Genomic DNA, 21,708 nt, shown 5'->3' with positions numbered 1-21,708 from the left:
GCTGCTGGCGCCCGTCGGGCTGGTCGCGCTGCGCGGCTGCCCGATGTGCTGGGCGATCGGCCTGGCCCAGGCGCTCCCCCGGGGGAAGCTGCAACGGCAGTGCCGGGACGGGCAGTGCACGCTCATGCGGGTGTGAGCGGCCGCGCATGAAGGCCGCCGGGCCGATCGTCGGACGAGTCGGCCGGGCGGGGGAACGGCCGCCGGTTCTGCGCCGTCCGCCGGGGACGGTCGACCAGACTTCGTCACGTCGATCGCCCCCGAACGGCGGAGGAGCCAGCCGTCATGAGCCCAGCCACCGCGCACCGCGCCTCGACCGGGCCACTGGCCGAACTGCTCGCCCGGACACCCGCCCCGGCGCCGCACCCGCACACCGAGGCGCTGCGCTCCGAACTCGCCCACTGGCTCACGGCCACCGGCGTCCTCGACACGGCCGCCGCCACCGCCTTCCTCGACCGGGGCCATCTGGACCTCGCCGCCCGCAGCTGGGGCGACGTCCCCGCCGGACCCGGACTGCGGGCCGCCGCCAAGTGGCTGGTGCTCACCCGGATCCTCGACGAGCACCTCGACGGCCACGACGACACGGCCCGGCGGACGGTCGGCGCCCTGCAGACGCTGACCGCCACCGCCCACGTCCCGGGCGCGCGGACCGCGCCGGACGGTGCGGAGCCGCCGCTGGTCCGGGCCTTCGAGGAACTCCGGCGGGACAGCGCGACGCTCACCGGGTCCGACTGGCAGGCCCGCTGCGCCGCCGACTTCCGCTCCCACCTGGACAGTTCGCTCGACCGGTTGGAGACCGCCGGCGCCGCCCCGACCGTCCCGCAGTACCTCACCCACGGCGGCCGCGACGGCGCGAGCCGCTGCGCGGCCGGCTGGGTGGAACTCGCCCACGGCCTCGACCTGCCCGACCACCTCCACTGCCACCCGCAGCTCACCGACCTGCTGACGCGCTTTCAGCACCTGGTCCGCTGGATCGGCGACCTCGGCCCCGCCGGCCCGGCCACCGGCCGGAGCCTGCTGCGCGCCCTGGAGGTCCACCGCGGACTGCCGCCGCACCTCGCGGCCGCGAAGGTCGCCGACCTGTGCGCCGCCGAACTCACCACGCTGGAATTCCTCGCCGACGGCATCGCCCGCGGCTCCCACTGGCCCACCCGGGTCCGCCGCCACGCCCAGGGGCTGGTGCGCCACGTGCACGCCCTGATCCACTGGACGGCGGGCGCCGACGGCAGGCGGGGCGGAACCTGACGGGCCGTCAGTCGACCTCGTCGAGCAGCAGCGCCAGGACGCCCACCAGCGTGGCGCTGCTGACGATCTCGCGGCGGGCCACCAGGTCGCGCAGCTCCGCCAGCGGCACCCAGGCGATTCGGTCGGACTCGTTCTGCTCGGTCGGCGGCCCGGTGAACTCCGCCGGGTCGGCGCGGAACACGAAGTGCTCGGAGTCGGTGATGCCCGCGGCGGGCTGCGCGTAGATCAGCGGGCGGACGTCCGACACCCGCCAGCCGGTCTCCTCCAGCGCCTCGCGGGCCGCCGCGGCCGCCGGGTCCTCGCCCGCCTCGACCAGGCCCATCGGCAGCTCCCACGCCCAGGTGTCGGTGATGAACCGGTGCCGCCACAGCATCAGCACCTCGCGGCGGTCGTTCACCACCGCCGCCACCGCGAGGCGGCGCAGCTTCACCACGTGGTGCTCGAAGCGCTGCCCGTCCGGCAGTTCGACGTCCGCGACCCACACGTTCAGCCACGGATCCTGGTACACCGGACGCTCCCCGTACACCTTCCACCGCACCCCGGCCACCCCTTTCGTCCCCCGGACGCTACCGCAGCCGGCGCCCGCCGCGGCCGGAACCGAACGGTTGTGCCGTTCGTCCTTGTCAGGGACAGGCACGACGGGATTGGCCCTCGTGGCGCAGGGCAGGAGAACGGCATGGGCATCGTCAGTTGGATCATCCTCGGGCTCCTCGCCGGAGCCGTCGCCAAGCTGCTGCTTCCCGGCAAGGACCCGGGCGGCATCATCATCACCACGCTGATCGGCATCGCCGGCTCGTTCATCGGCGGCTGGCTGTCCTCGAAGATCCTGCACAAGTCGGTCAACGTGCACTTCTTCGACCTGCCGACCTGGATCTCCGCGATCGCCGGAGCGCTCGTCCTGCTCATCGTCTACCGGCTGCTCTTCGGCAAGTCCCGCGACTGACCGACCGCCTGACGGACCGCCACCAGGGCGCCCCGGCCGAGGAATTCGGCCGGGGCGCCCTGCGTTGTGCGCCTCAGAGCGCAGGCAGCGGCTCCTGCGCGGCCAGCCAGGCGGCGGGAACGCCCACGACCCCGGTACGGGCGGCGACCACCCCCGCGGCGACGGCGCAGGTGGTGTCCATGTCGCCCCAGCCGGAGACGGTGTGCCAGAGCGCCTCGACCAGGTCGTCGAGGTGGCCGGCGGCGGACCAGAGTGCGAACGGGACGGTGTCCTGCGCCGAGACCAGATGGCCGGAGCCGAGCACCACCGCGGCGTGCCGGACACTGGCCCCGGCCGGCAGCCGCGCGGCGATCCGAAGGCCGGACCGCACCTCGGACTCCGGCAGCAGCGCCGCCACCTCCCGCAGGAACTCCGCCCGGGACGCCGCCGCACCGCCGCGCGAGCGGACCGCCAGCGCCGCCGCCAACGCGACCGCCTGCGCCCCCGCCACCGCCTCCGGATGCGCATGGGTGGCCCGGGCCGAGCGCTCGGCCTGCTCGACGACCACCCCGAGGTCGTCCGCGAACCACGCGCCCAGCGGCGCCACCCGCATCGCCGCGCCGTTGCCGTGCGAGCCCTGCCCGCCGAACAGCGCGCCGGTGACGGCGAGATGGTCCTCGCCCGCGTGCACCGCGCGCAGCACCTGGTGCATCGACGGCCCGTACTTGCGGTGCGGCACTGCCAGGTACTCCGCCGCGAACTCCCGGGCCAGCGCAGCCGGTTCGACCTCGCCCCGACAGTGCAGGTGACGCGTCAGGACGAGCGCCATCGCGGTGTCGTCCGTCCAGTGCCACGGCCCCGGTCGCACCAGCCGCCCCGCGACCTCCGCCGACGCCTCGTCCACCGGCGGATGGAACCACCGGTCGCCGAAGGCATCGCCCAGCGCCAGACCGTGCAGGCTGTCGAGCAGGCGGCGGGACGGGAAACATGACGACTCCTCGGAACGGTGGACCCGCCGATTCTGGCCGCCCGCCCCGCCTCCCGTCGAGCCGATTTCCCACTGGTGCCGAAGGGTGATCCGGTCTCATCCATCGGACGGGATTCGCTCGATCGTGAGCGATTCGCGCTGCTGATTCGCCCTCGCGGGTTCAAGGTGGGAGACGGGCGCACTCGAAAGATCGCGCCCCGCTCGCCGCACCCGGCCAGGGTCCGTGGCCGCTCCCCGGCCTCGACGACGGGTCGAGCGGCGAGAACGCGGACGGCGGACACCTCGCAGGGAACTGATCGAATCTTCTAGGCTCGCTTCCCGGTCCCTGCCACGGCTGCTCGTCCGCACCGCGGAACAGAGACCGACCTTCCCGGACCCCGGGCCGAGCCGGGGTCACGGACCGAGCGAGGAGGACACAGTGCTGCCCAGCCCCACATCGCACCGGACACCACGACCGAGCCCCAAGCCGCAACAGATCCCGCCGACACCCGTCCCGGCCATACCTCCCAGTGCCTCGCGCCCCACCGGGGGTGAACAGTGAGCCGCCATACCGTGGCCCCCGAGCCACATCCCGCCACACCCGCCACACCCGCCACACCCGCCACACCCGCGACACCCGCCACGGCCGACGAACCGCCCACCACCGCACCGGCGTTGGCCACCGCCGCACTACCGGGCCTGCCCCGCACCCTGACCAGCAGGGCCCGCACCCTCACCGCCGCCGTCCGCAAGCGCTGCGCGGACCTCGCCCGGATCGAAACCCCGTCCGGCGACGCGCCCCGGCTGAACACCCTCGCCGAAGAACTCGCCGCCGGCTACACCGCCACCGGCGCCACCGCCACCCGCGACAGCTGCGCCCACGGCGACCACCTGGTCCTCAACTGGCCCGGCCGGCACGAAGAGCTGCCGCACCTGCTGGTGGTCGGCCACCACGACACCGTGTGGCCCGTCGGGACCCTCGCCGACTGGCCCGTCGAGGAACAGGACGGGCGCCTCACCGGCCCCGGCATCCTCGACATGAAGGGCGGACTCGCCCTGCTGGAAGGCGCGTTCGCGCTCCTCGCCGACCTCGGCCAACGCCCGCACCGACCGGTGCGGATGATCGTGGTCTCCGACGAGGAGGTCGGCAGCCCCGACGGCCGCCGCCTGTTCGAGCAGCACCTGCGCGGCGCGGCCGCCGTCCTCGGACTCGAACCCGCCCACCCCGACGGCCGACTCAAGACCGCCCGCCGCGGCACCGCGAGAGTCCGGCTCACCGTCACCGGACGCGAGGCGCACTCCGGCAACGACGCCGCCGACGGCATCTCCGCGATCGACGAACTCGTCGACCAACTCGTCGCCGTCCGCGGCCTCACCCGGCAGCCCGGCACCGAACTCAACACCGGACGCATCGGCGGCGGCACCCGCGCCAACGTCGTCGCCGGCCGCGCCGAAGCCGAGATCGGACTGCGCTTCGTCACCACCGAGGCCCAGCGCCGCACCCTCGACACGCTCGCCCACCTGACCGCGAACCGGCCCGGCGCGAACGTCCGCACCGAAGTCCTCTCCTCCCGCCCCGCCTGGCCCGAACGCTCCGCCAACCCCCTGCTGCGCCACGTCCGCTCACTCGCCGCGGCCCTCGGCCACCACCTCGACGGCGCACCCGCCGGCGGGGCGGGGGACACGAACCTCGCCGGCGCGAGGGGTCTGCCGACCCTGGACGGCCTCGGCGCGGTCGGCGCGGGGCCGCACGCTCGCCACGAGCACCTGCGGATCGACCAACTGGGGCCGCGGATGGCGTTGTTGGCGGCGCTGCTGGCTGTGCCGCTTCCCCGTCTTCGCTGAGGGAGCGCACAGACAGGGGCGCGTGGGGGGCACCTCCTGGCCCGCCCCACGCGCCCCTGGTTCGCCACCTGACCCGCCCGGGGGCGCCTATTTGGCCAGCGGGGCCAGGGTGCCCGGGTAGAGGTACTGGTTCGCGGGGATCGTCGTGCCGTGGGCCCAGGCGTCGAAGAAGCCCGTGAGGTTCTGGCCGGACACCTGTGCGGCCAGAGCCTCGAACTGCGGGAAGGAGGCGTTGCCGTAGGCGTGGTCGGCGGTCCAGCGGCGCAGGGTGGTGAAGAAGGCGTCGTCGCCGACGGTGCGGCGCAGGGCGTGGAGCATCAGGGAGCCCTTGAAGTAGAGGGCGGAGTCGAGCTCCTTGCCCGCGCCGGGGTCGTAGAGCTTGGTGGACCAGTAGGCGGGGTTGTCCTTGTTGGCGGCGAGCTCGAAGGCGTAGAAGCCGGTGTCGAGGTCGCTGCCCTTGTGCTCCTCCCACAGCTGGTTGGCGTACTGGGCGAAGCACTCGGCGAGGCAGCCGTCGCGCCAGTCGGTGAACGAGACGCTGTCGCCGAACCACTGGTGGGCGTTCTCGTGGACGACCGACATGTCGAAGATGGCTCCGCTGTAGGTGGGCCGGCTCTGCGTCTCCAGGGCGATCGGGCCGGGGCCCGGGTCCTTGGGCATGCCGACCACGATCGCGCCCGCGGAGGAGAACGGGTAGGGGCCGAACTTCGAGGCCAGGAAGGCCAGGATGTCCTGCTGTTCGGCCTCCGCGGCCGGGTCGATCGTGGCGTCCGGGCTGTAGGCCGTGATGAGCGGTGTGCCGTCGGGCAGTTGGGCGCGGTGGACGGTGAATCGGTCGATGGCGACGGTGCTGAGGTACGTCGCCATCGGGCGGTCCTCGTTCCAGCGGAAGGTCGTGGTGCCGCGGGCGGTGGTGGTCGGCCCGGGCCGGCCGTTGCCGATCGCGGTCCAGCCGTCGGGGACGGTCGCGGTGAGGGCGAAGGTGGCCTTGTCGGACGGGTGGTCGTTGGACGGGTACCAGGAGGTCGCGGAGTGCGGTTCGCCCGCGACGTTCGCGCCGCCGTCGGCCAGGGTGTGCCAGCCCTCGGCGTCGGGCTTCCCCGCGTACTTCACCCGGACGGTGAAGGTGGCGCCCCCGGCGAGCCGTCGGGCCGGGACGATGTCCAGCTTGTGCTCGCCGGAGCGCGAGAACGACCGCGCCGGTGCGCCGTTCACGGTGACCGCGGCGACCGTGAAGCCCAACAGGTCGAGGCTGAGGCGGTCCAGCGGGCGGGTGGCCCGGGCGGTGACGGTGGTGTCGCCGTCCAGGTGGTCCGTGCGGGCCGGGTCGTAGGCGATCCGGACGTCGTAATGTGCCACGTCGTAGCCGGAGTTGCCGTCGTCGGGGAAGTACGGGTCGATGCCGCCGGTCGCCGCCGAGGCGGGCAGGGCGGTCAGGGCGACGCCGATGGCGGTGGCGGTCGCGAGGGCGGTGGCGGTGCGGCGGCGGGTCGTCGGTCGGGTGCGCATCTGGGTCTCCTCGGGTGTCGGTTCGGTCAGGGACGGGTGGCGGCGAGCTGCCACAGCACGCCGATCAGGGCGTTGGTGCTGGTGGCCTCGGTGGCCGGATCGACGTTGGCGAGGTCGTCGCACGCCTCGTGGATGCAGTCCGAGATGCCGGTGCTGAAGCCGGAGGACGGGATGCCGGCGTTGCCGAACGACTCGTTGTCCGACCCGCCGACGCCGATGTCGAAGGTGGCGAGCCCGCGGGCGGCGAACCACGATTCGAAGGCGCGCCCGGCGGCCGCGTCGGCCCCCGGCCCGTCCTCGACCACCAGCCACTGCTGGGTGTTCCTGCTGCCCGTCTGGTCGAAGTTGAGGTAGAGGTCGATCGCCTTGCGGTCGCCGGCGGACAGGTCGCCGACGTAGCCGGCGGAGCCGAACAGCCCGGCCTCCTCCGCCCCCCACCAGGCGAACCGCAGGTGCCGCGCGGGCTTGAGCCGGGCCTTGGCGACCTGGAGGGCGGTGGTCAGGACGGCGGCCGAGCCGGAGCCGTTGTCGTTGATGCCCGGGCCCTGTTCGACGCTGTCCAGGTGGGCGCCGGTGAGCAGCACGTGGTTCGGGTCGCCGCCGGGCCAGTCGGCGATCAGGTTGTAGCCGGCCCGGCCGTCGTGCTCGAAGCGGTGGAGTCGGGTGCGGAAGCCGGCCCGGTCCAGCGCGTTCCGCACGTACGCCACCGACTCCGTGTACCCGCGGGTGCCGTGCGCGCGGTTGCCGCCGTTGCGGTCGGCGATCCGTTGCAGGGCGCTCAGGTGCGGCATCACGTCCTGCTCCGAGACGGTCGGGGCGGCCGTGGCGCGCACCGCCTCGGCGGGTGCGGCCGCGGCGATCGCGGACAGGGCCACGGCCACGCCGAGCAGCCGGACGGAGAGGAGCGACGGGCGGAGGGAGGACTTCACGCGGAGGCCTTTCGGAGCGGTACCGGGACGCGTCCCGGCGGACTCCGCCACACTGGCCGGTCGGTGTCAGGAAGTTGTCAGGAACCGGTTGGGATGTGGTGGCGAACCACCCCGGGCCGGGGCCGGGACTGACAGGTCGTCAGGGGCCGGGCCTTTCGGAGCGTTTTACGATCATCGGCATGTGTGCACATGTCGTCGTCGCCGAGGACGATCCCAAACAGGCCGACCTCGTCCGCCTGTACCTGGAACGCGAGGGGCACCAGGTCGTCGTCGTCCACGACGGCCGGGCCGCACTGCGCGAAGCCCGCCTCGGCCGGGCCCAACTCCTCGTCCTGGACGTGATGATGCCCGTCCTGGACGGCCTCGACGTCTGCCGGGCCCTGCGCGCCGAGTCCGCCCTGCCGGTGCTGATGCTGACCGCCCGCAGCGCGGAGGACGACCTGCTGCTCGGCCTCGACCTCGGCGCCGACGACTACCTCACCAAGCCCTACAGCCCCAGGGAACTCGTCGCCCGGGTCCGCGCCCTGCTGCGCCGCGGCGCCCCCGCGGCCCCGCCCCGGGACACCGCGCCGCCGCCGGGCGCCCTGAGCGTCGGGCCGCTGACCGTCGACCCGCTGCGCCACGAAGTCACCGCCCACGGACAGCCCGTCAACTGCACGCCCGCCGAGTTCCGGCTGCTGGAGGTGCTGGCCGCCCAGCCGGGCCGGGTCTTCACCCGGGCCCAACTGCTGGAGCACCTGCACGGCATCGACCGGTACACCACCGCCCGCACGGTCGACACCCACGTGATGAACCTGCGCCGCAAGATCGAACCGCACCCGCGCCGCCCCGCCGTCCTCCTGACGGTCTACGGCATCGGCTACAAGCTCGCGGAGGTGCCGCGCGTTGCCCCGTGACACCCCGCTGCGCCGCAGCCTGACGGCCCGACTGCTCGCGCTCTCCGCGCTGGTGTCGCTCTGCTCCATCGCGGCGACGGCCTGGCTGGCCGCCCGCACCACCACCGGCGCGATCAAGCAGGAGCAGACCCAGGCCATCGCGGACCAGACCCGGATCTACCGGCAGCTGCTCGGCTACGCCGCGACCCACCCCGACTGGAACGACGCCGAGGACACCGTGCGGCGGCTCGCGGCCGCCACCGGGCAGCGCATCGTCCTCGCCACCCCGCGCTTCGAACCGGTCATCGACTCCGCGGCCCCGGCGCCCGGCCCCGCCGGACCCGGTACGGCGTCGCCCCGGAGCCCCGGGGCCGAACGCACGGCGCTGCCCCGCACGCCCACCACCACCGTCGACCCGCTGTCCGTCGACCTCGCCATGCTGCCCGACGCCCCCGGCGACCGGATCGACGCCCGTGCGGTCGGCCCGTTCCGGCTCACCCCGGAGGAGCACGAGGCCCTGCGGAACGGAATGGAGGCGCAGGCCGACTGCCTGCGCTCGGTGCTCGGCATCGAGGCGACCGTCACCGACGACCCCGCCGGACGGCCGCAGCTGCGCACCGCCGACGGCTCCGTCCTCGGCCGGCGCTGCGCGACGCCCATGGTGGCGAGCGCCCCCACCCGCACCGACACGGCGGCCCTGGCCGACCTCACCGCCCTGGTCAACGCCTGCCTGGCCCGCCAGGAACGCGGGCCCGTCACCCTGTCGCTCGGGTCGGACGGGGTCCCGGTCGGCGACGCCCGCCAGGACCCGCCGACCTCCGCCTGCCTCACCAACGCCCGCAGGCAGCAGCTCGTCCAGTACGTGGCGCCGCCGATGCTGCTGTTCGTCGGCGCCCCGGCCGACACCGTCGGCCCGACACCCGCGCTGACCGCCGCCCACCCCGGACGGATCACCGAAGTGTCTGCCGCAGTGCTGGTGGTGACCGTGGCCGTCACGGTGGCGGTCGGGCTGCGCCTCTCCAGGCCGCTGCACGCGCTCACCCACGCGGCCCGGCGGATGGCCGACGGGGACCTCTCGGCGCGGGTCCGGGTGACCGGCCGCAACGAGATCTCCGGGCTCGCCGTCGCCTTCAACGCCATGGCGGAGCGACGCGGGCAACTGGAGGAACTGCGCAAGGCCATGGTCGGCGACATCGCGCACGAACTGCGCACCCCGCTGAGCAACATCCGCGGCTGGCTGGAGGCCGTCGAGGACGGGGTCGCCACCGCCGACCGGGCCCTGACCGGCTCCCTGCTCGAAGAGGCCGTGCTGCTCCAGCACCTCGTCGACGACCTGCGGGACCTCGCCGCCGCCGACGCCGGTGAACTGTCGCTGTACCGCGAACCCGTCGACATCGACGAGCTGCTGACGCAGGTCGCCAACGCGCACGGGGCACAGGCACAGGCCTCCGGGGTGACGCTGGCCGTCGAGCCGGCCACCGCCCCGGAGGTCTTCGCAGACCCGGTGCGGCTCCGGCAGGCCCTCGGGAACCTGGTCTCCAACGCCGTCCGCCACACGCCGTCCGGCGGCGCCGTCACCCTGCGGGCCCGGGCCGAGAACCACTCCGTTCTCATCGACGTCGCCGACACGGGCAGCGGCATCGCCGCGGCGGACCTGCCGCTGGTGTTCGAACGCTTCTGGCGCGCCGAGAGGTCGCGCAGTCGGCGCAGTGGTGGCAGCGGCCTCGGCCTCGCCATCGTCCGCAAGCTCGCCGAGCTCCACGACGGGGGCGTCGAGGTGGCGAGCACGCCGGGGGCAGGGGCGGTGTTCACGGTTCGGCTGCCGCTGGAGGGGGCGGGAGCGGGGGCGGGGGGAGATCTGCGCGAGCGGTTGGGCTAGCCCCCACGCGCCCTTGGTTGTGCTCTCTCCTCCATGCTTGTCAGAGGGTCCCCCGTGTGTACAGAATGGAACCGACCGAACGGTCAGTCGGGAGGTGGGTGGTGGAGGCGAGCGCGGAAGCGCAGTCGCGGTTCGAGGCGGTGATCGCCAACGAGCAGCGGGTGGAGCCCCGGGACTGGATGCCCGAGGCGTACCGGGCGACGCTGGTGCGGCAGATCGCGCAGCATGCCCACTCGGAGATCATCGGGATGCAGCCGGAGGGCAATTGGCTGACCCGGGCGCCGTCGTTGCGGCGGAAGGCGATCCTGCTGGCCAAGGCGCAGGACGAGGCCGGTCACGGGCTGTATCTGTATGCGGCGGCGGAGACCCTCGGGGTGGACCGGGCCGAGCTGACCGAGAAGCTGATCGACGGGCGGCAGAAGTACTCGTCGATCTTCAACTACCCGACGCTGACGTTCGCCGACGTCGGCGTGATCGGGTGGCTGGTGGACGGCGCCGCGATCTGCAACCAGGTGCCGCTGTGCCGGTGCAGCTACGGGCCGTACGCGCGGGCGATGGTGCGGATCTGCAAGGAGGAGTCGTTCCACCAGCGGCAGGGCTACGAACTGCTGATGACGCTGATGGCCGGCACGGACGCGCAGCGCCGGATGGTGCAGGACGCGGTGGACCGCTGGTGGTGGCCGTCGCTGATGATGTTCGGTCCGCCGGACGGGGCCTCGCCGAACAGCGAGCGGTCGATGGCGTGGCGGATCAAGCGGCACAGCAACGACGAACTGCGCCAGCGCTTCGTCGACATGACCGTCCCGCAGGCCGAGCACCTCGGGGTCACGCTGCCGGACCCGGCGCTCGCCTGGAACGAGGAGCGCGGCAGCTGGGACTTCGGCGAGCCGGACTGGTCGGAGCTGATGCAGGTGATCAAGGGCCAGGGCCCGTGCAACGCGCAGCGGGTCGACCGGCGGCGCGCCGCCCACGAGGACGGCGCCTGGGTGCGCGAGGCGGCGTCGGCGTACGCGGTCAAGCACGGCCGAGGAAAGGGGAGTGCGGAATGAGCGGGGAACGGGCGTCCTGGCCGCTGTACGAGGTGTTCGTGCGGCCCCGACGCGGTCTGAACCACGTGCACGTGGGGTCGCTGCACGCGGCCGACGACCGGATGGCGCTGCTCGCGGCGCGGGACCTGTACACCCGGCGCAACGAGGGGGTGAGCCTGTGGGTGGTCCGCTCGGACGCGATCACCGCGTCCAGCCCGGACGAGCAGGACCCGTTCTTCGCGCCGAGCGGGGACAAGGTGTACCGGCACCCCACGTTCTATCCGATCCCCGAGGACGTCCCGCACATCTGACGTTCCGTCAATCATCGAGCAGGGAAGGCGACATGACCGACGACCACGTGTACCTCTCACTGGCCGACGCCGCGGGTGAGCCGGACGGCGAGGCGCGCTGGGCCTACGGCACGGGGTTCGCCGATCCGCTGCTGGGCGTGGACGCCGCGCCGCCGCCGGGCATCGACCCGGCGGACCTCGCGGCGTACTGCCTGATGCTGGGCGACGACGCACTGGTGCTGTCCCAGCGGCTGATCCAATGGATCACCCGGGCACCGGAGTTGGAGGAGGAGGTGGCGCTCGCCAACCTCGGCCTCGACCTGCTCGGGCAGGCCCGCCGGCTGCTCACCCGGGCCGGCCAGCTCGACGGCACCGGCCGCAACGAGGACGAACTCGCCTACTGGCGCGAGGACTTCGAGTACCGCAACGTGCGCCTGGTGGAGCTGGAGAACGGCGACTTCGCGCAGTGCGTGGTCCGGCTGCTGCTGTTCGCCACCGCCCGCGAGGAGCTGTACCGCCGCCTGGCCGACCACGCCGACCCGGTGCTGGCCGCCGTCGCGGCGCTCGGCGTCAAGGAGTTGGCGTACCACCGGGAGTACGCGCAGTCCTGGACGCTCCGGCTCGGCGACGGCACCGCCCACTCGCGGGAGCGGATGCAGGCCGCGCTGGACGCGCTGTGGCCCTGGCTGGACGAGCTGTTCACCCCGCACGAGGTCGAACTGCGGCTCGGCGTCGACCCGTTGGACCTGCGCGAACCCGTACTGGCAAGCCTGGCACTGGTGTTGGAAGAGGCCACGCTGAGCCTGCCGGAGGCCGCGCCGCGGGCCTACGTGAACGGCCGGGCCGGGCGGCACGGCGTGCACACCGAGGCGCTCGGCCCGTTGCTGGCGGAGCTCCAGGTGGTGGCCAGGGCGCACCCGGGGGCGACATGGTGACCACCCTCGAACGGGCCCGGGAGGTCGCGGCCGCGGTGCCCGACCCCGAACTGCCCATGCTCACGCTGGCCGACCTCGGCATCCTCGCCGACGTCGAGGAGCACGACGGCGCCGTCACCGCCTGGATCACGCCCACCTACTCCGGCTGCCCCGCGGTCGCCGAGATGGCCGGCGACGTGGCCCGGCGGCTGCGCGCGGCCGGCTTCGACCAGGTCGAGGTCCGGCTGCGGATCGACCCGCCGTGGTCCAGCGACCGGATCAGCGCGGAGGGCCGCCGGAAGCTGGCCGAGGCGGGCATCGCCCCGCCGGTCCTCGGGGCCCGGCCCGCGGCGGGCCTGCTGACACTCGGCCCGACCCGGCTGGCCGTGACCTGCCCGCAGTGCGGCTCCACCGACACCGAGGAACTGTCCCGGTTCGGCTCCACCGCCTGCAAGTCGCTGTGGCGGTGCCGCAGTTGCCGCGAACCCTTCGACCGGATCAAGGAGATCTGATGGCCGCCCGCCGCCCGCAGTTCCACCCGCTGCCGATCGGCAACCTGGAACGGCTCTGCGAGGACGCCGTCGCGGTGACCTTCGACGTACCGCCCGCGCTGGCCGAGGAGTTCACCTTCAAGCCCGGGCAGGTGCTGACGCTGCGCCGGATCGTCGACGGCGTGGACGAGCGCCGCTCGTACTCGCTGTGCTCGCCGGTCGGCGGGCCGTTGCGGATCGCCGTCCGCGAGGTGCCCGGCGGGCTGTTCTCGCACTGGCTGGTCGACGAGGCCGCGGTCGGCGAGACGGTCGAAGTGCTGCCCCCCAGCGGGGCGTTCACCGCCGACCCGGCCGAGCCCGGCGAGCACGTGCTGATCGCGGCGGGCTCCGGCATCACCCCGATGCTGTCCATCGCGGGCTCCGTGCTGGCCGGCCACCCCGACTCGCGGGTCACCCTGCTCTACGGCAACCGGCGCAGCGACACGGTGATGTTCGCCGACGAGCTGGCCGACCTGAAGGACTGTCACCTGGACCGCTTCCAGCTGGTGCACGTGCTGTCCCGGGAGAGCCGGGACGCCGAACTGCTCAGCGGCCGCCTCGACGCCGACCGGGTCAAGGCGCTGCTGGAGGCGCTGGTGGACGTCCCCGCGGTCGACCACTGGTGGCTGTGCGGGCCGTTCGGCCTGGTGGCGGACGCCAAGGACCTGCTGGCCGAACTCGGCGTCCCCACCGGGCGGGTGCACCAGGAGCTGTTCCACGCCGAGGACGAGCGGGCCGAGGAGCGGCACCTGGAACCCGTCCCCGACGCCGCCGCCAGCGAGGTCACCCTCGTCCTCGACGGCCGCTCCAGCACCCTCGCCCTGCCGCGCGACCGCTCCATCCTGGACGGCGCCCAACGCGCCCGCCCGGACCTGCCGTTCGCCTGCAAGGGCGGCGTCTGCGGCACCTGTCGGGCGCTGCTCTGCGAGGGCAAGGTCGAGATGCGCCGCAACTTCGCGCTGGAGGAGTCCGAACTGGCCGCCGGCTACGTGCTCACCTGCCAGGCCCGCCCGGTCTCCGACCAGGTCACCGTGGACTACGACCGGTAACTGCCGTCAGACGGCGGCGGGTTCGGCGGCCCTCCGGTCGCGCAGCAGGCGGACGACCTCGTTCACCGCTGCGCGGCCGGCCCGGTTGGCGCCCACCGTGGACGCCGAAGGCCCGTAGCCGAGCAGGTGGATGCGCGGATCGTCGGTGACGCGCGTGCCGGTCATCCGGATGCCGCCGCCGGGGCCGCGCAGCGCGAGCGATGCCAGGTGGGTCAGCTCGGCGCGGAAGCCCGTCGCCCAGATGATCGCGTCCACCGGCAACTCCTGGTCGCCCCAGGCGACTCCGTGCTCGGTGAGGCGGTCGAACATCGGGCGGCGGTTCAGCACGCCCAGCTCCTCGGCCCGGCGATAGGCGACGCTCGGGCCGAGGCCGGTGACCGAGACCACGCTGCGCACCGGCAGGCCGGCCCGCACCCGCTCCTCCACCTTGGCGACCACCTCGCGGCCGAACTCCGGGGTGAACGGCCCCTGGTGGACCACCGGTGGGGTGCGCGTCACCCACACGGTCTCCGCGACGGCGCCCACCTCGGACAGCACCTGGATTGCCGAGGCCCCGCCGCCGACCACCAGCACGCGCCGGCCGGCGAACTCCGCCGGGCCGCGGTAGTCCGCGTAGTGCAGCTGGCGGCCCGCGAAGTGCCCCGGGTAGCGCGGCAGGAACGGCCGCGTCCAGGTGCCCGTGGCGTTCAGCAGCGCCCGGGTGACCCAACTGCCGGAGTCGGTCTCCACCAGCAGCCGCCCGTCCGGCCGGTCGCGCACCGCCAGGACCTTGACCGGACGCACCACCGGCAGGGCGTGCTGTGCCTCGTACGCGGCGAAGTACCCCGGCACGGCGACCCGGGCCCGGGTCGCCGGATCGGTGGCGGGCAGCTCGAAGTCCGGCAGGTCGTGGAAGCCGTGCACGGTGGCCATGGTCAGCGACGGGGAGCGGTGCGCCCAGGCCCCGCCCGGCGCGTCGTCCGCGTCCAGCACCACGAAGCCGGTGTACGGGGCGAAGCCGCGACGGTGCAGGTGGTAGGCGGCGGACAGGCCGGCCTGGCCCGCGCCGATCACCAGCGCGTCCACCTCGTGGGGTTCGACGGCGGCGGGCTCGGTCGTTGCACCTTGAACAGTCACGACCGTGAAACATCGCCCCGCGGGCCGGTGTTCCCGCTCCCGCCGCCGGGCAGCAGGCGGAGCGCGGCGGCGGCCAACGCCTCCGGGCCGTCCGGGCGCAGGTCCAGGAACAGCCGGGGCTCGGTGAGCTCCAGCTCGATCAGCACCGGCGAGCCGTCCGGCAGGCGCACCAGGTCGACCCGGGCGTAGAGCAGCTCCGCGCGCTCCGGGACGGCCGCCAGCACCTGCTCGGCGAGGGCGAGTTGGTCGTCGGCGGGCTCGCGGGCGACGTCGGCGAAGCCGCCGCCGAGCATCGGGCCGCGGCGCACCGCGTGGCTGAACCCGCCGCCCAGGTACAGCAGGGAGGTCTCGCCCTCGTCCTCGACCATCGGCAGGTACGGCTGCACCATCGCGGTGCGGCCGGCCGCGGTGAGCGCGGCGACCTGCGCGAGCGCCTCGGCGCGGTCGGTGGTGCGCACGGTGTCCCGGGCGCCGGAGGAGACGGTGGGCTTCACCACCAGCTCCGGCCAGTCGGCGCCGGTGAGTTCCTCGCCCGGGGCGACCCAGGCGGTGGGGACGATCGGCACTCCGGCCTCGGCCAGGTTGCGCAGGTAGGTCTTGTCGGTGTTCTGCTCCAGCACCGGCACCGGGTTGGCCACCCGGGTCAGCGCGGCCGTCCGGCGGGCCCAGGCGAGGAAGGCGTCGCGCTGCACGATGTAGTCCCAGACGCTGCGGATCAGCACCAGGTCGAAGCCGCTCCAGTCGACGGCCGGGTCGTCCCAGAGCACCGCCTCCGCGCGCACCCCGGCGCGGGCGAACGCGGCCAGCACGGGGAGCATCTCGACGTCCTCGATGCCCCGGCAGGTGGCGTACGCGACCCGCGGGCCGGGCGTGGGCGGGACGGGGTGCGGGGAGGTGCTCACGGGTGCTCCAAGCAGTGCGCGGGACGGTCCGGCAGCGAGGCTCTTACGCACCCGTGAGCAGTGTCAACCGCATTACTGACTGTCAGACAATATGGCTGCTTTGTGTTCGAAACCGGTCGTCGTCGGCCGCCGTCGGGACGTCGCCGGTCGTCGTCGGCCGCCGTCGGGTCGTCGTCGGGACGTCGCTGGTCGCCATCGGGTCGTCGCCGCTCGTCAGCCGAGCGGAACGATGACCGCCGCGGTGCCGTACGCACACACCTCGGTGCCGACGTCGGCAGCCTCCGTGACATCGAAGCGCATCATCAGAACGGCGTTGCCGCCGCGCGCCTTGGTCTGCTCGACCAGCCGCTCCATCGCCTGGTTCCGGGTCTCCACGAGCGTCTTGGTGAGACCCTTCAACTCGCCGCCCATCAGCGACTTCAGACCCGCGCCGATCTGCGAGCCGAGGTGACGCGAGCGCACCGTGAGGCCGAACACCTCGCCGATCACCCGCTCCACCCGGTACCCGGGCACGTCGTTCGTCGTGACCACCAGCACGCCGCCGGACGGGTCCTGGCCGCCGCCGAAATCGTTCAGTTCACTCATGACTCCACCTTCCGTCACACTCCGGTGCCGACGCCAGCATGGCACACCGGGAAAACGCTTTCCGGGCCACCTCGACAGGCCGCTCCGGCACCGGATCGGGAGAGCCGATGGACACCGGACCCCCAGGTTTGTCAACCTTGGGGCATGGGCGAGCGAAGCGATCATCCACACGGGCCTGGCGCGGCGGAGGACTCCGGCGCGCAGGAGATCGAGGCCACCGTGGTGCTGGGCATCCGGATCACCGACTGGCCGGCCCTGCGGGCCGCGGCACAGGCGGCCGTCGAAGACCTCGACTTCGCCGGGATCGACCCCGAGGGCCAGCGCGGCCAACTGCTGCGGGAAGTCTCCGAAGACCCCAACGCGGCCCTCGGCGCGCTGCTCCACCCCGACCGGCTGGTCGCCGCCATCCCCGGCATCGAAGCCCTCGGCGGCACCCTGGAGATCAGCGTCACCGACGACTTCGCCCCCGACTTCGCCGAACTGTTCCCGCTCGACGACGACAGCGACACCGGCGACTGGACCCTCACCCCGCGCACCGCGTGCCTGCTGCACACCCAGCTGATCAGCCTCTCCGACGCCGCCTACGAAGACCTCGACGAACACGGCAACGACCCCGTCACCGTCGCCGACGAAGCCGACTGGACCGTCTTCGGCCGCCTCCAGCAGCGCACCTGGAACCTGCACCGCGGCTGGCGACGCGCCTTCGCCCGAGCCTTCGACGACCTCGCCGACGACATCGCACTCGGCGAATGGCCGCTGCCCCGCAGCCTCGCGGAGGACGTCGCGCTGCGCCTCGCGCTCGCCGACGCCCGCTCCCTGCTCGGCTCCCAACCGGAGTCGGTGGCCGACATGATGGGCGACCTGCCCGCCGACCTGTACGACTACGACTGGGACGGCTGCACCGACGAACTCTTCGGCGTCTACGGCCCCGAGGAGACCGAGGAGGACCTGGACGCCGGGCAGCGGATCGACCAACTCCTCGCCGCCACCCACCCCGAGGGCTGGTTCCTCGGCTACCAGGACGCCGAGGAACGCGACCCCGGACGGGGCTACCGGCGCTGAACTGGCATGCTGGAGGGGTGAGCTCACCCAACGACGTGCCCGAACTCCCCTCGCCCGCTCCCGCCGCACTGCCCGCGGTCGGCGGACATGCCGAGGACCGGGACTCCCGCGATCAGTACGTGCTGCCGCTGGTGGTCCGGCTGGAGAAGGCCGAACCGCCGGGCCGGACGGACGCGCTGGAGACCTCGGCGCGGGCCGTGCTCACCCTGCTGTCCGACCCGCGGGTCACCGCCGGTGACGGCGAGTGGGCGGAGCGGGTCAAGGCCTGGGAGGACGCCCGGATCCGCAAGGTGGTGCGGCGGGCCCGCGGCGGCGAATGGCGCAAGGCGGGCGAGCTGCCCGGCATCACCGTCGCCGGCGGGAGCGCCGAGGTGCGGGTCTTTCCGCCGATCCCGCTGGACGGCTGGCCCAAGGAACTCGCCAAGCTCCAGGTCTCCGGCACCGAACTCGACGACCCCGCCGAGCCCGGCCCCGCACCCGAGGGCGTCCCCGTGCTGTGGCTCAACCCCGAACTGGAGATGAGCGCCGGCAAGACCATGGCGCAGACCGGCCACGCCGCCCAGCTCGCCTGGTGGGAGCTGGACGACGCGCAGCGCAAGGAGTGGGCGGAAAGCGGTTTCCCACTGGCCGTCAGAACCGCCTCCGCCACCGACTGGCCCGCCCTGACCGACGGCCGCCTGCCGGTGGTCCGCGACGCCGGCTTCACCGAGATCGCCCCCGGCAGCTGCACCGTCGTCGCCGACCACCCGGCCCTGCGCGGACGCTGACCCCGCGCCTTCGGCGTTCGTGAGCCGTCACCCTGACCGCAACCGGGCAACGTAGCAGGTGAGGCGGCCTTCCTGGAGGGGCGACGCTTCCCCGCCGGGCGGTACGGCAGGTGTCCCCATGATGGTGCGACACCGCTCGGATCCTTCCGTCGGGCGGGTGGTGGTGGCCATCAGGGGCTGTGGGCGGCTTCCGACAGTTGCCTCCGGGCCCGCGCAGCGATCTCCGGGCAGCCCGAGCCCTTCGGCGGCGTCACCGAAGGCACGGGGACCATTGCCGGCACGGCTCCCCGCGCCTCGTCGGCGCGGCGTACCAGCAGCCACGGCCGGTGCATCTCGGGCGGGACGACGGGACGCCGCGTCAGATCGGCGGGCAGCGGCACGGTCTGACCCCTCGGCGAGTTGAGCACCGGGCAGCCCGGCGGGCACACATGGTCGAGGAACGCCGGGCCGGTCACCCCGCTGTCGGATATCCGCTCCACCGGAGCGCCCGTCGCACCGGCCGGGCTCCTGCGCGTACACGTTCGACGACGCCCAGGAGATGCCGCTTTCGTCCAACAGCGCCACCGCCTCCTCGGCACTCCGCCGCTGTGGCCCTGGATGACCGCCGTCGTCACCCCGCTCGACCCCCATCCCAACGGCCCCGGCGCCACCCGCACGGCGCGGCACCCCGAGTCGCGCGCCACGAGTTCGGCGTTCGCAAGTGGGGAATCACGGTGAGCAGGTCTGGCCCACCCCCAGGTACGGGCCTGGTGGTGTGTCAGGCGTGTTGGGGCCAGCGGTGGTGGTTGTGGTCGATGACGTAGTGGTGGTCGTGGCCCCAGGCTCCGGTGTCGCCGTCGAGGGGGTGGGCGTCGGTGAGGTGGGGGTGGTCGGCGGGGAGGTCGGTGTGGGTGTGGGGGAGGGTGCCGGGGTCGTGGCGGGGCCACAGGGCGCCGGCTGCGAGGGCGGCGGTGAGGGAGATCGCGCCGAGGGCGAGGGCGGTGGCGGGGAGTCCGGCGCCGGCGGCGAGCCAGCCGGCGAGGGGGTAGGTGAGCAGCCAGCAGGAGTGGGAGAGGGAGAACTGGGCGGCGAACGCGGCGGGGAGGTCGGCGTCGGTGGCGGAGCGGCGGATGACGCGGCCGCCGGGGGTGAGGACGGCGGCGCCGGCGGCGCCGATCAGGGCCCAGGCGGCCAGGAGGGCGATCCAGGTCGCGGTGCCGGGTGCGGCGGCGGTGATCGCGGCGGTGGCGGCGAGGATTGCGGGCAGGGCGAGGGCGGCGGGCAGCATGACGGCACGGTCGCTGACCCGGGCCAGGAGGCGGGGCAGGAGGAGGGCGGCGAGCATGGAGCCCGCTCCGTAGGCGCCGAGGACGAGGGACACGGCTCCGGCGGGGCGCCGGAAGTGCTCGCGGACCACGATGACGGTGTTGACGAAGACGATGGCCCCGGCGGCGGCGACCGCGAGGTCGAGGGCGAGCAGGGCCCGAAGGCGTGGGGTGGCCCGGAACAGGCGGGAGCCGAACAGCGCGTCCCGGTAGATCCCGCCGGTGCGCTCCCGGACGGGCGCCTTGGGCAGGACGGCGGAGACGACGAGGGCGGCGGAGGCGAGGAAGCCGACGGTGGTGCCGGTGAACAGCCAGTTGTAGGAGACCACCGTGAGCAGGGTCGCGGCGAGCGCGGGGCTGAACAGGGACTCCAGATCGTAGGCGAGGCGGGACATGGACAGGGCGTTGGTGTAGTCGCGCTCGGCAGGCAGCACCTGCGGGACGGTGGCCTGGAAGGTCGGGGTGAACGCGGCGGAGGCGGCCTGGAGCAGGAACACCATCAGGTAGATCTGCCAGACCTGGGTGACGAACGGCAGGCCGAGCGCGACGCCGGCGCGGGTGAGGTCCATCGCCACCATCAGCGCCCTGCGCGGTGCGCGGCCGGCGAGCGCACCGGCGATCGGGGCGATGGCGACGTAGGCGACCATCTTGATCGCCAGTGCGGTGCCCAGAACCGCGCCCGCGTTGGCCCCGGCGATGTCGTAGGCGAGCAGCGAGAGGGCGACGGTGGCAAGGCCGGTGCCGACCAGGGCGACGACCTGGGCGGTGAACAGGTGGCGGTAGGTGCGGTTGCGCAGCACGGAAAGCATGGCCCGTCCCCGGATCGAACGTGTCTCGACCGTGCCATCGTAGGCAATACGTGCGCATGAATGCACATGTTTGGCTGGAGGAGGCGCCCGGAGCCCCGGCGTGGACGAGTCAGTCGTGTGGGGGGAGGGCGGCGATCTGGTGGTCGGCGACGTTCAGGGCTTCGTCGACCAGACGGCGCAGGTGGCCGTGGCGCAGGGAGTAGACGACGTGGCGGCCGTCCTTGCGGGTGGCGACCAGGCCGGCCAGGCGGAGTTTGGCCAGGTGCTGGCTGACGGAGGGGCGGGCGGCGCCGGTGGCCTCGACCAGGGTGGTGACGTCGGCCTCGCCCCGGCCCAGGCGTTCCAGGAGGGCCAGGCGGGTGCGGTCCGCGAGCAGGGCGAGGACGGAGGCGGCGACGTCGAGCCGTTCGCCACCAGTGTGCCGATGCGAGTGGAGTGCATCTGCGACCTGCGCGCGGTTGTCCATCCGCTCATCGTAGAACCCATTCGGGGATGCGCGTGTGCGCACATGTGGGGGGATGCCGCGCGGAACCATCGCCGGAGCCCGTGAGGTGGCGAGCGGTGGGGACGAGCGAACCGGACGCCGAGTCTGTCGGGCGGATGGCTTCGAGCGCGGGGATCGGGGTGAGATCCGTCGGCCGGCAGAGTCGCGTTCTCACGCCCGATGTGTTCCCTGATCCCGGTGCGCCGTTCTCCGTCGACAGGCTGGTAGGGAGCGCGCTCGGCGCTTCCGGCAGGTCGGCGCAAGCGGCCGGCCTGCCGGAAGTCCGGTCACCGGATCGAGACGGGCGCGTCGGCATGTGCATCGGTGTGGTGTCGACTCGGCGTGCTGGAACGCCGTCTCGGTGACGGGGTGGTTGGTTCAGCCGTGGTCGGGGCGGTGGATGAGGAACTCGGGCCCATACACGTGTGTGCTGTCACCCGGTAGGGGCTTGACCATCAACGCCTGCGCAGCCCCCCTCAGCGCGAACATCACACCGATCGACTGGCTCAGCGCGGAGGAGTCCCCGTCCCGCCATGCCGTCTCCAGGAAGTCGAGCATCTTGGTGTACTGGTCGTTGAACGCGGTGAGCAGATCCGACACCTCGCCCGAGGGGTTGGGCCAGGCCCCCGCCGTGAGCCTGCCCATGTGGTACGTCTCGGGGAAGGGAACCGGATCTCCGACCCAGTCGTACGGCATGGGG

21 protein-coding genes and 1 pseudogene are annotated in these 21,708 nt (G+C 73.5%); 12 read left to right on the top strand and 10 right to left on the bottom strand.

What is annotated here, in order from left to right:
- Positions 1 to 282: 282 nt before the first annotated feature.
- The gene (locus tag IEZ12_RS23010; protein ID WP_189274220.1) at positions 283 to 1,242 is read left to right on the top strand and encodes a terpene synthase family protein; all 960 of its coding nucleotides are present in this window, start codon (positions 283 to 285) and stop codon (positions 1,240 to 1,242) included.
- 7 nt (positions 1,243 to 1,249) lie between these two features.
- On the opposite strand, the gene IEZ12_RS23005 is transcribed toward IEZ12_RS23010, so the two are convergent.
- The gene (locus IEZ12_RS23005; protein WP_189274218.1) at positions 1,250 to 1,780 is read right to left on the bottom strand and encodes an NUDIX domain-containing protein; all 531 of its coding nucleotides are present in this window, start codon (positions 1,778 to 1,780) and stop codon (positions 1,250 to 1,252) included.
- A 138-nt stretch (positions 1,781 to 1,918) separates the two neighbouring features.
- On the opposite strand from IEZ12_RS23005, the gene IEZ12_RS23000 reads away from it, so the two are divergent.
- Positions 1,919 to 2,185: a GlsB/YeaQ/YmgE family stress response membrane protein gene (locus tag IEZ12_RS23000; protein ID WP_100587805.1), complete on the top strand. Its 267-nt coding sequence runs from the start codon at positions 1,919 to 1,921 to the stop codon at positions 2,183 to 2,185.
- A 73-nt stretch (positions 2,186 to 2,258) separates the two neighbouring features.
- On the opposite strand, the gene IEZ12_RS22995 is transcribed toward IEZ12_RS23000, so the two are convergent.
- Positions 2,259 to 3,134, bottom strand: a complete 876-nt coding sequence (locus IEZ12_RS22995) for an ADP-ribosylglycohydrolase family protein (protein ID WP_189274385.1) — start codon at positions 3,132 to 3,134, stop codon at positions 2,259 to 2,261.
- Positions 3,135 to 3,806: 672 nt separating this feature from the next.
- On the opposite strand from IEZ12_RS22995, the gene IEZ12_RS22990 reads away from it, so the two are divergent.
- Complete coding sequence (locus tag IEZ12_RS22990; protein WP_229847832.1) at positions 3,807 to 4,976, top strand: M20 family metallopeptidase; 1,170 nt, start codon at positions 3,807 to 3,809, stop codon at positions 4,974 to 4,976.
- Between the two features lie 87 nt (positions 4,977 to 5,063).
- Here IEZ12_RS22990 and IEZ12_RS22985 read toward each other — a convergent pair whose 3' ends face one another.
- Both IEZ12_RS22985 and IEZ12_RS22980 read right to left on the bottom strand, forming a co-directional pair.
- Positions 5,064 to 6,485, bottom strand: a complete 1,422-nt coding sequence (locus IEZ12_RS22985; protein ID WP_189274216.1) for a M1 family metallopeptidase — start codon at positions 6,483 to 6,485, stop codon at positions 5,064 to 5,066.
- Positions 6,486 to 6,511: 26 nt separating this feature from the next.
- Positions 6,512 to 7,414: a M28 family peptidase gene (locus IEZ12_RS22980; protein WP_189274214.1), complete on the bottom strand. Its 903-nt coding sequence runs from the start codon at positions 7,412 to 7,414 to the stop codon at positions 6,512 to 6,514.
- A 179-nt stretch (positions 7,415 to 7,593) separates the two neighbouring features.
- On the opposite strand from IEZ12_RS22980, the gene IEZ12_RS22975 reads away from it, so the two are divergent.
- The 7 genes from IEZ12_RS22975 to paaE all read left to right on the top strand — a co-directional run bounded on the left by IEZ12_RS22975 (position 7,594) and on the right by paaE (position 13,979).
- On the top strand, positions 7,594 to 8,310 hold the full coding sequence (locus tag IEZ12_RS22975) for a response regulator transcription factor (protein WP_189274213.1): 717 nt from the start codon (positions 7,594 to 7,596) through the stop codon (positions 8,308 to 8,310).
- Positions 8,300 to 10,168 carry a sensor histidine kinase gene (locus IEZ12_RS22970; RefSeq protein WP_189274211.1) on the top strand — a complete coding sequence of 623 codons (1,869 nt, stop codon included), beginning with the start codon at positions 8,300 to 8,302 and terminating at the stop codon, positions 10,166 to 10,168. Before IEZ12_RS22975 ends, IEZ12_RS22970 begins: the two co-directional genes overlap by 11 nt.
- 65 nt (positions 10,169 to 10,233) lie before the next feature.
- Positions 10,234 to 11,217, top strand: coding sequence for a 1,2-phenylacetyl-CoA epoxidase subunit PaaA (paaA, locus tag IEZ12_RS22965; RefSeq protein ID WP_229847830.1), 984 nt, complete (start codon positions 10,234 to 10,236; stop codon positions 11,215 to 11,217).
- Complete coding sequence (gene paaB, locus IEZ12_RS22960) at positions 11,214 to 11,507, top strand: 1,2-phenylacetyl-CoA epoxidase subunit PaaB (RefSeq protein ID WP_033257582.1); 294 nt, start codon at positions 11,214 to 11,216, stop codon at positions 11,505 to 11,507. Before paaA ends, paaB begins: the two co-directional genes overlap by 4 nt.
- Before the next feature lie 32 nt (positions 11,508 to 11,539).
- A complete protein-coding gene (gene paaC, locus IEZ12_RS22955; protein ID WP_189274207.1) occupies positions 11,540 to 12,421 on the top strand; it encodes a 1,2-phenylacetyl-CoA epoxidase subunit PaaC in 882 nt (293 codons plus the stop codon).
- On the top strand, positions 12,415 to 12,912 hold the full coding sequence (gene paaD / locus IEZ12_RS22950; RefSeq protein WP_043911040.1) for a 1,2-phenylacetyl-CoA epoxidase subunit PaaD: 498 nt from the start codon (positions 12,415 to 12,417) through the stop codon (positions 12,910 to 12,912). The genes paaC and paaD overlap by 7 nt, the downstream gene beginning before the upstream one ends.
- The gene (paaE, locus tag IEZ12_RS22945) at positions 12,912 to 13,979 is read left to right on the top strand and encodes a 1,2-phenylacetyl-CoA epoxidase subunit PaaE (protein ID WP_189274205.1); all 1,068 of its coding nucleotides are present in this window, start codon (positions 12,912 to 12,914) and stop codon (positions 13,977 to 13,979) included. Before paaD ends, paaE begins: the two co-directional genes overlap by 1 nt.
- Before the next feature lie 6 nt (positions 13,980 to 13,985).
- Here paaE and IEZ12_RS22940 read toward each other — a convergent pair whose 3' ends face one another.
- From IEZ12_RS22940 to IEZ12_RS22930, 3 genes are all read right to left on the bottom strand, one after another.
- Positions 13,986 to 15,095 (bottom strand): NAD(P)-binding domain-containing protein, encoded by a 1,110-nt coding sequence (locus IEZ12_RS22940; RefSeq protein ID WP_189274204.1) that lies wholly within the window; start codon positions 15,093 to 15,095, stop codon positions 13,986 to 13,988.
- Positions 15,092 to 15,997 carry an ATP-grasp domain-containing protein gene (locus IEZ12_RS22935; RefSeq protein ID WP_189274202.1) on the bottom strand — a complete coding sequence of 302 codons (906 nt, stop codon included), beginning with the start codon at positions 15,995 to 15,997 and terminating at the stop codon, positions 15,092 to 15,094. The genes IEZ12_RS22940 and IEZ12_RS22935 overlap by 4 nt, the downstream gene beginning before the upstream one ends.
- Before the next feature lie 213 nt (positions 15,998 to 16,210).
- Positions 16,211 to 16,582, bottom strand: a complete 372-nt coding sequence (locus IEZ12_RS22930; RefSeq protein WP_043911043.1) for a YbjQ family protein — start codon at positions 16,580 to 16,582, stop codon at positions 16,211 to 16,213.
- A 144-nt stretch (positions 16,583 to 16,726) separates the two neighbouring features.
- Between IEZ12_RS22930 and IEZ12_RS22925 the strand changes: the two genes are divergently transcribed.
- Positions 16,727 to 17,644: a hypothetical protein gene (locus IEZ12_RS22925; RefSeq protein WP_052509309.1), complete on the top strand. Its 918-nt coding sequence runs from the start codon at positions 16,727 to 16,729 to the stop codon at positions 17,642 to 17,644.
- A 17-nt stretch (positions 17,645 to 17,661) separates the two neighbouring features.
- Entirely contained in the window at positions 17,662 to 18,411 is a 750-nt protein-coding gene (locus IEZ12_RS22920) for an aminoacyl-tRNA hydrolase (protein WP_373295518.1), read from the top strand.
- 757 nt (positions 18,412 to 19,168) lie between these two features.
- On the opposite strand, the gene IEZ12_RS22915 is transcribed toward IEZ12_RS22920, so the two are convergent.
- From IEZ12_RS22915 to IEZ12_RS22905, 3 genes and pseudogenes are all read right to left on the bottom strand, one after another.
- Positions 19,169 to 20,524, bottom strand: a complete 1,356-nt coding sequence (locus IEZ12_RS22915) for an MFS transporter (RefSeq protein ID WP_189274200.1) — start codon at positions 20,522 to 20,524, stop codon at positions 19,169 to 19,171.
- Positions 20,525 to 20,633: 109 nt separating this feature from the next.
- Complete coding sequence (locus IEZ12_RS22910) at positions 20,634 to 20,990, bottom strand: ArsR/SmtB family transcription factor (protein ID WP_043911048.1); 357 nt, start codon at positions 20,988 to 20,990, stop codon at positions 20,634 to 20,636.
- Between the two features lie 396 nt (positions 20,991 to 21,386).
- Positions 21,387 to 21,708, bottom strand: a pseudogene (locus IEZ12_RS22905) (ferritin-like domain-containing protein); the annotation flags it as partial.

It is taken from the genome of Kitasatospora griseola (genome assembly GCF_014648555.1).
Lineage (GTDB): Bacteria > Actinomycetota > Actinomycetes > Streptomycetales > Streptomycetaceae > Kitasatospora > Kitasatospora griseola.
Note: the sequence above shows the minus strand (reverse complement) of the source record. Positions and strands in the feature narration are given on the sequence as shown.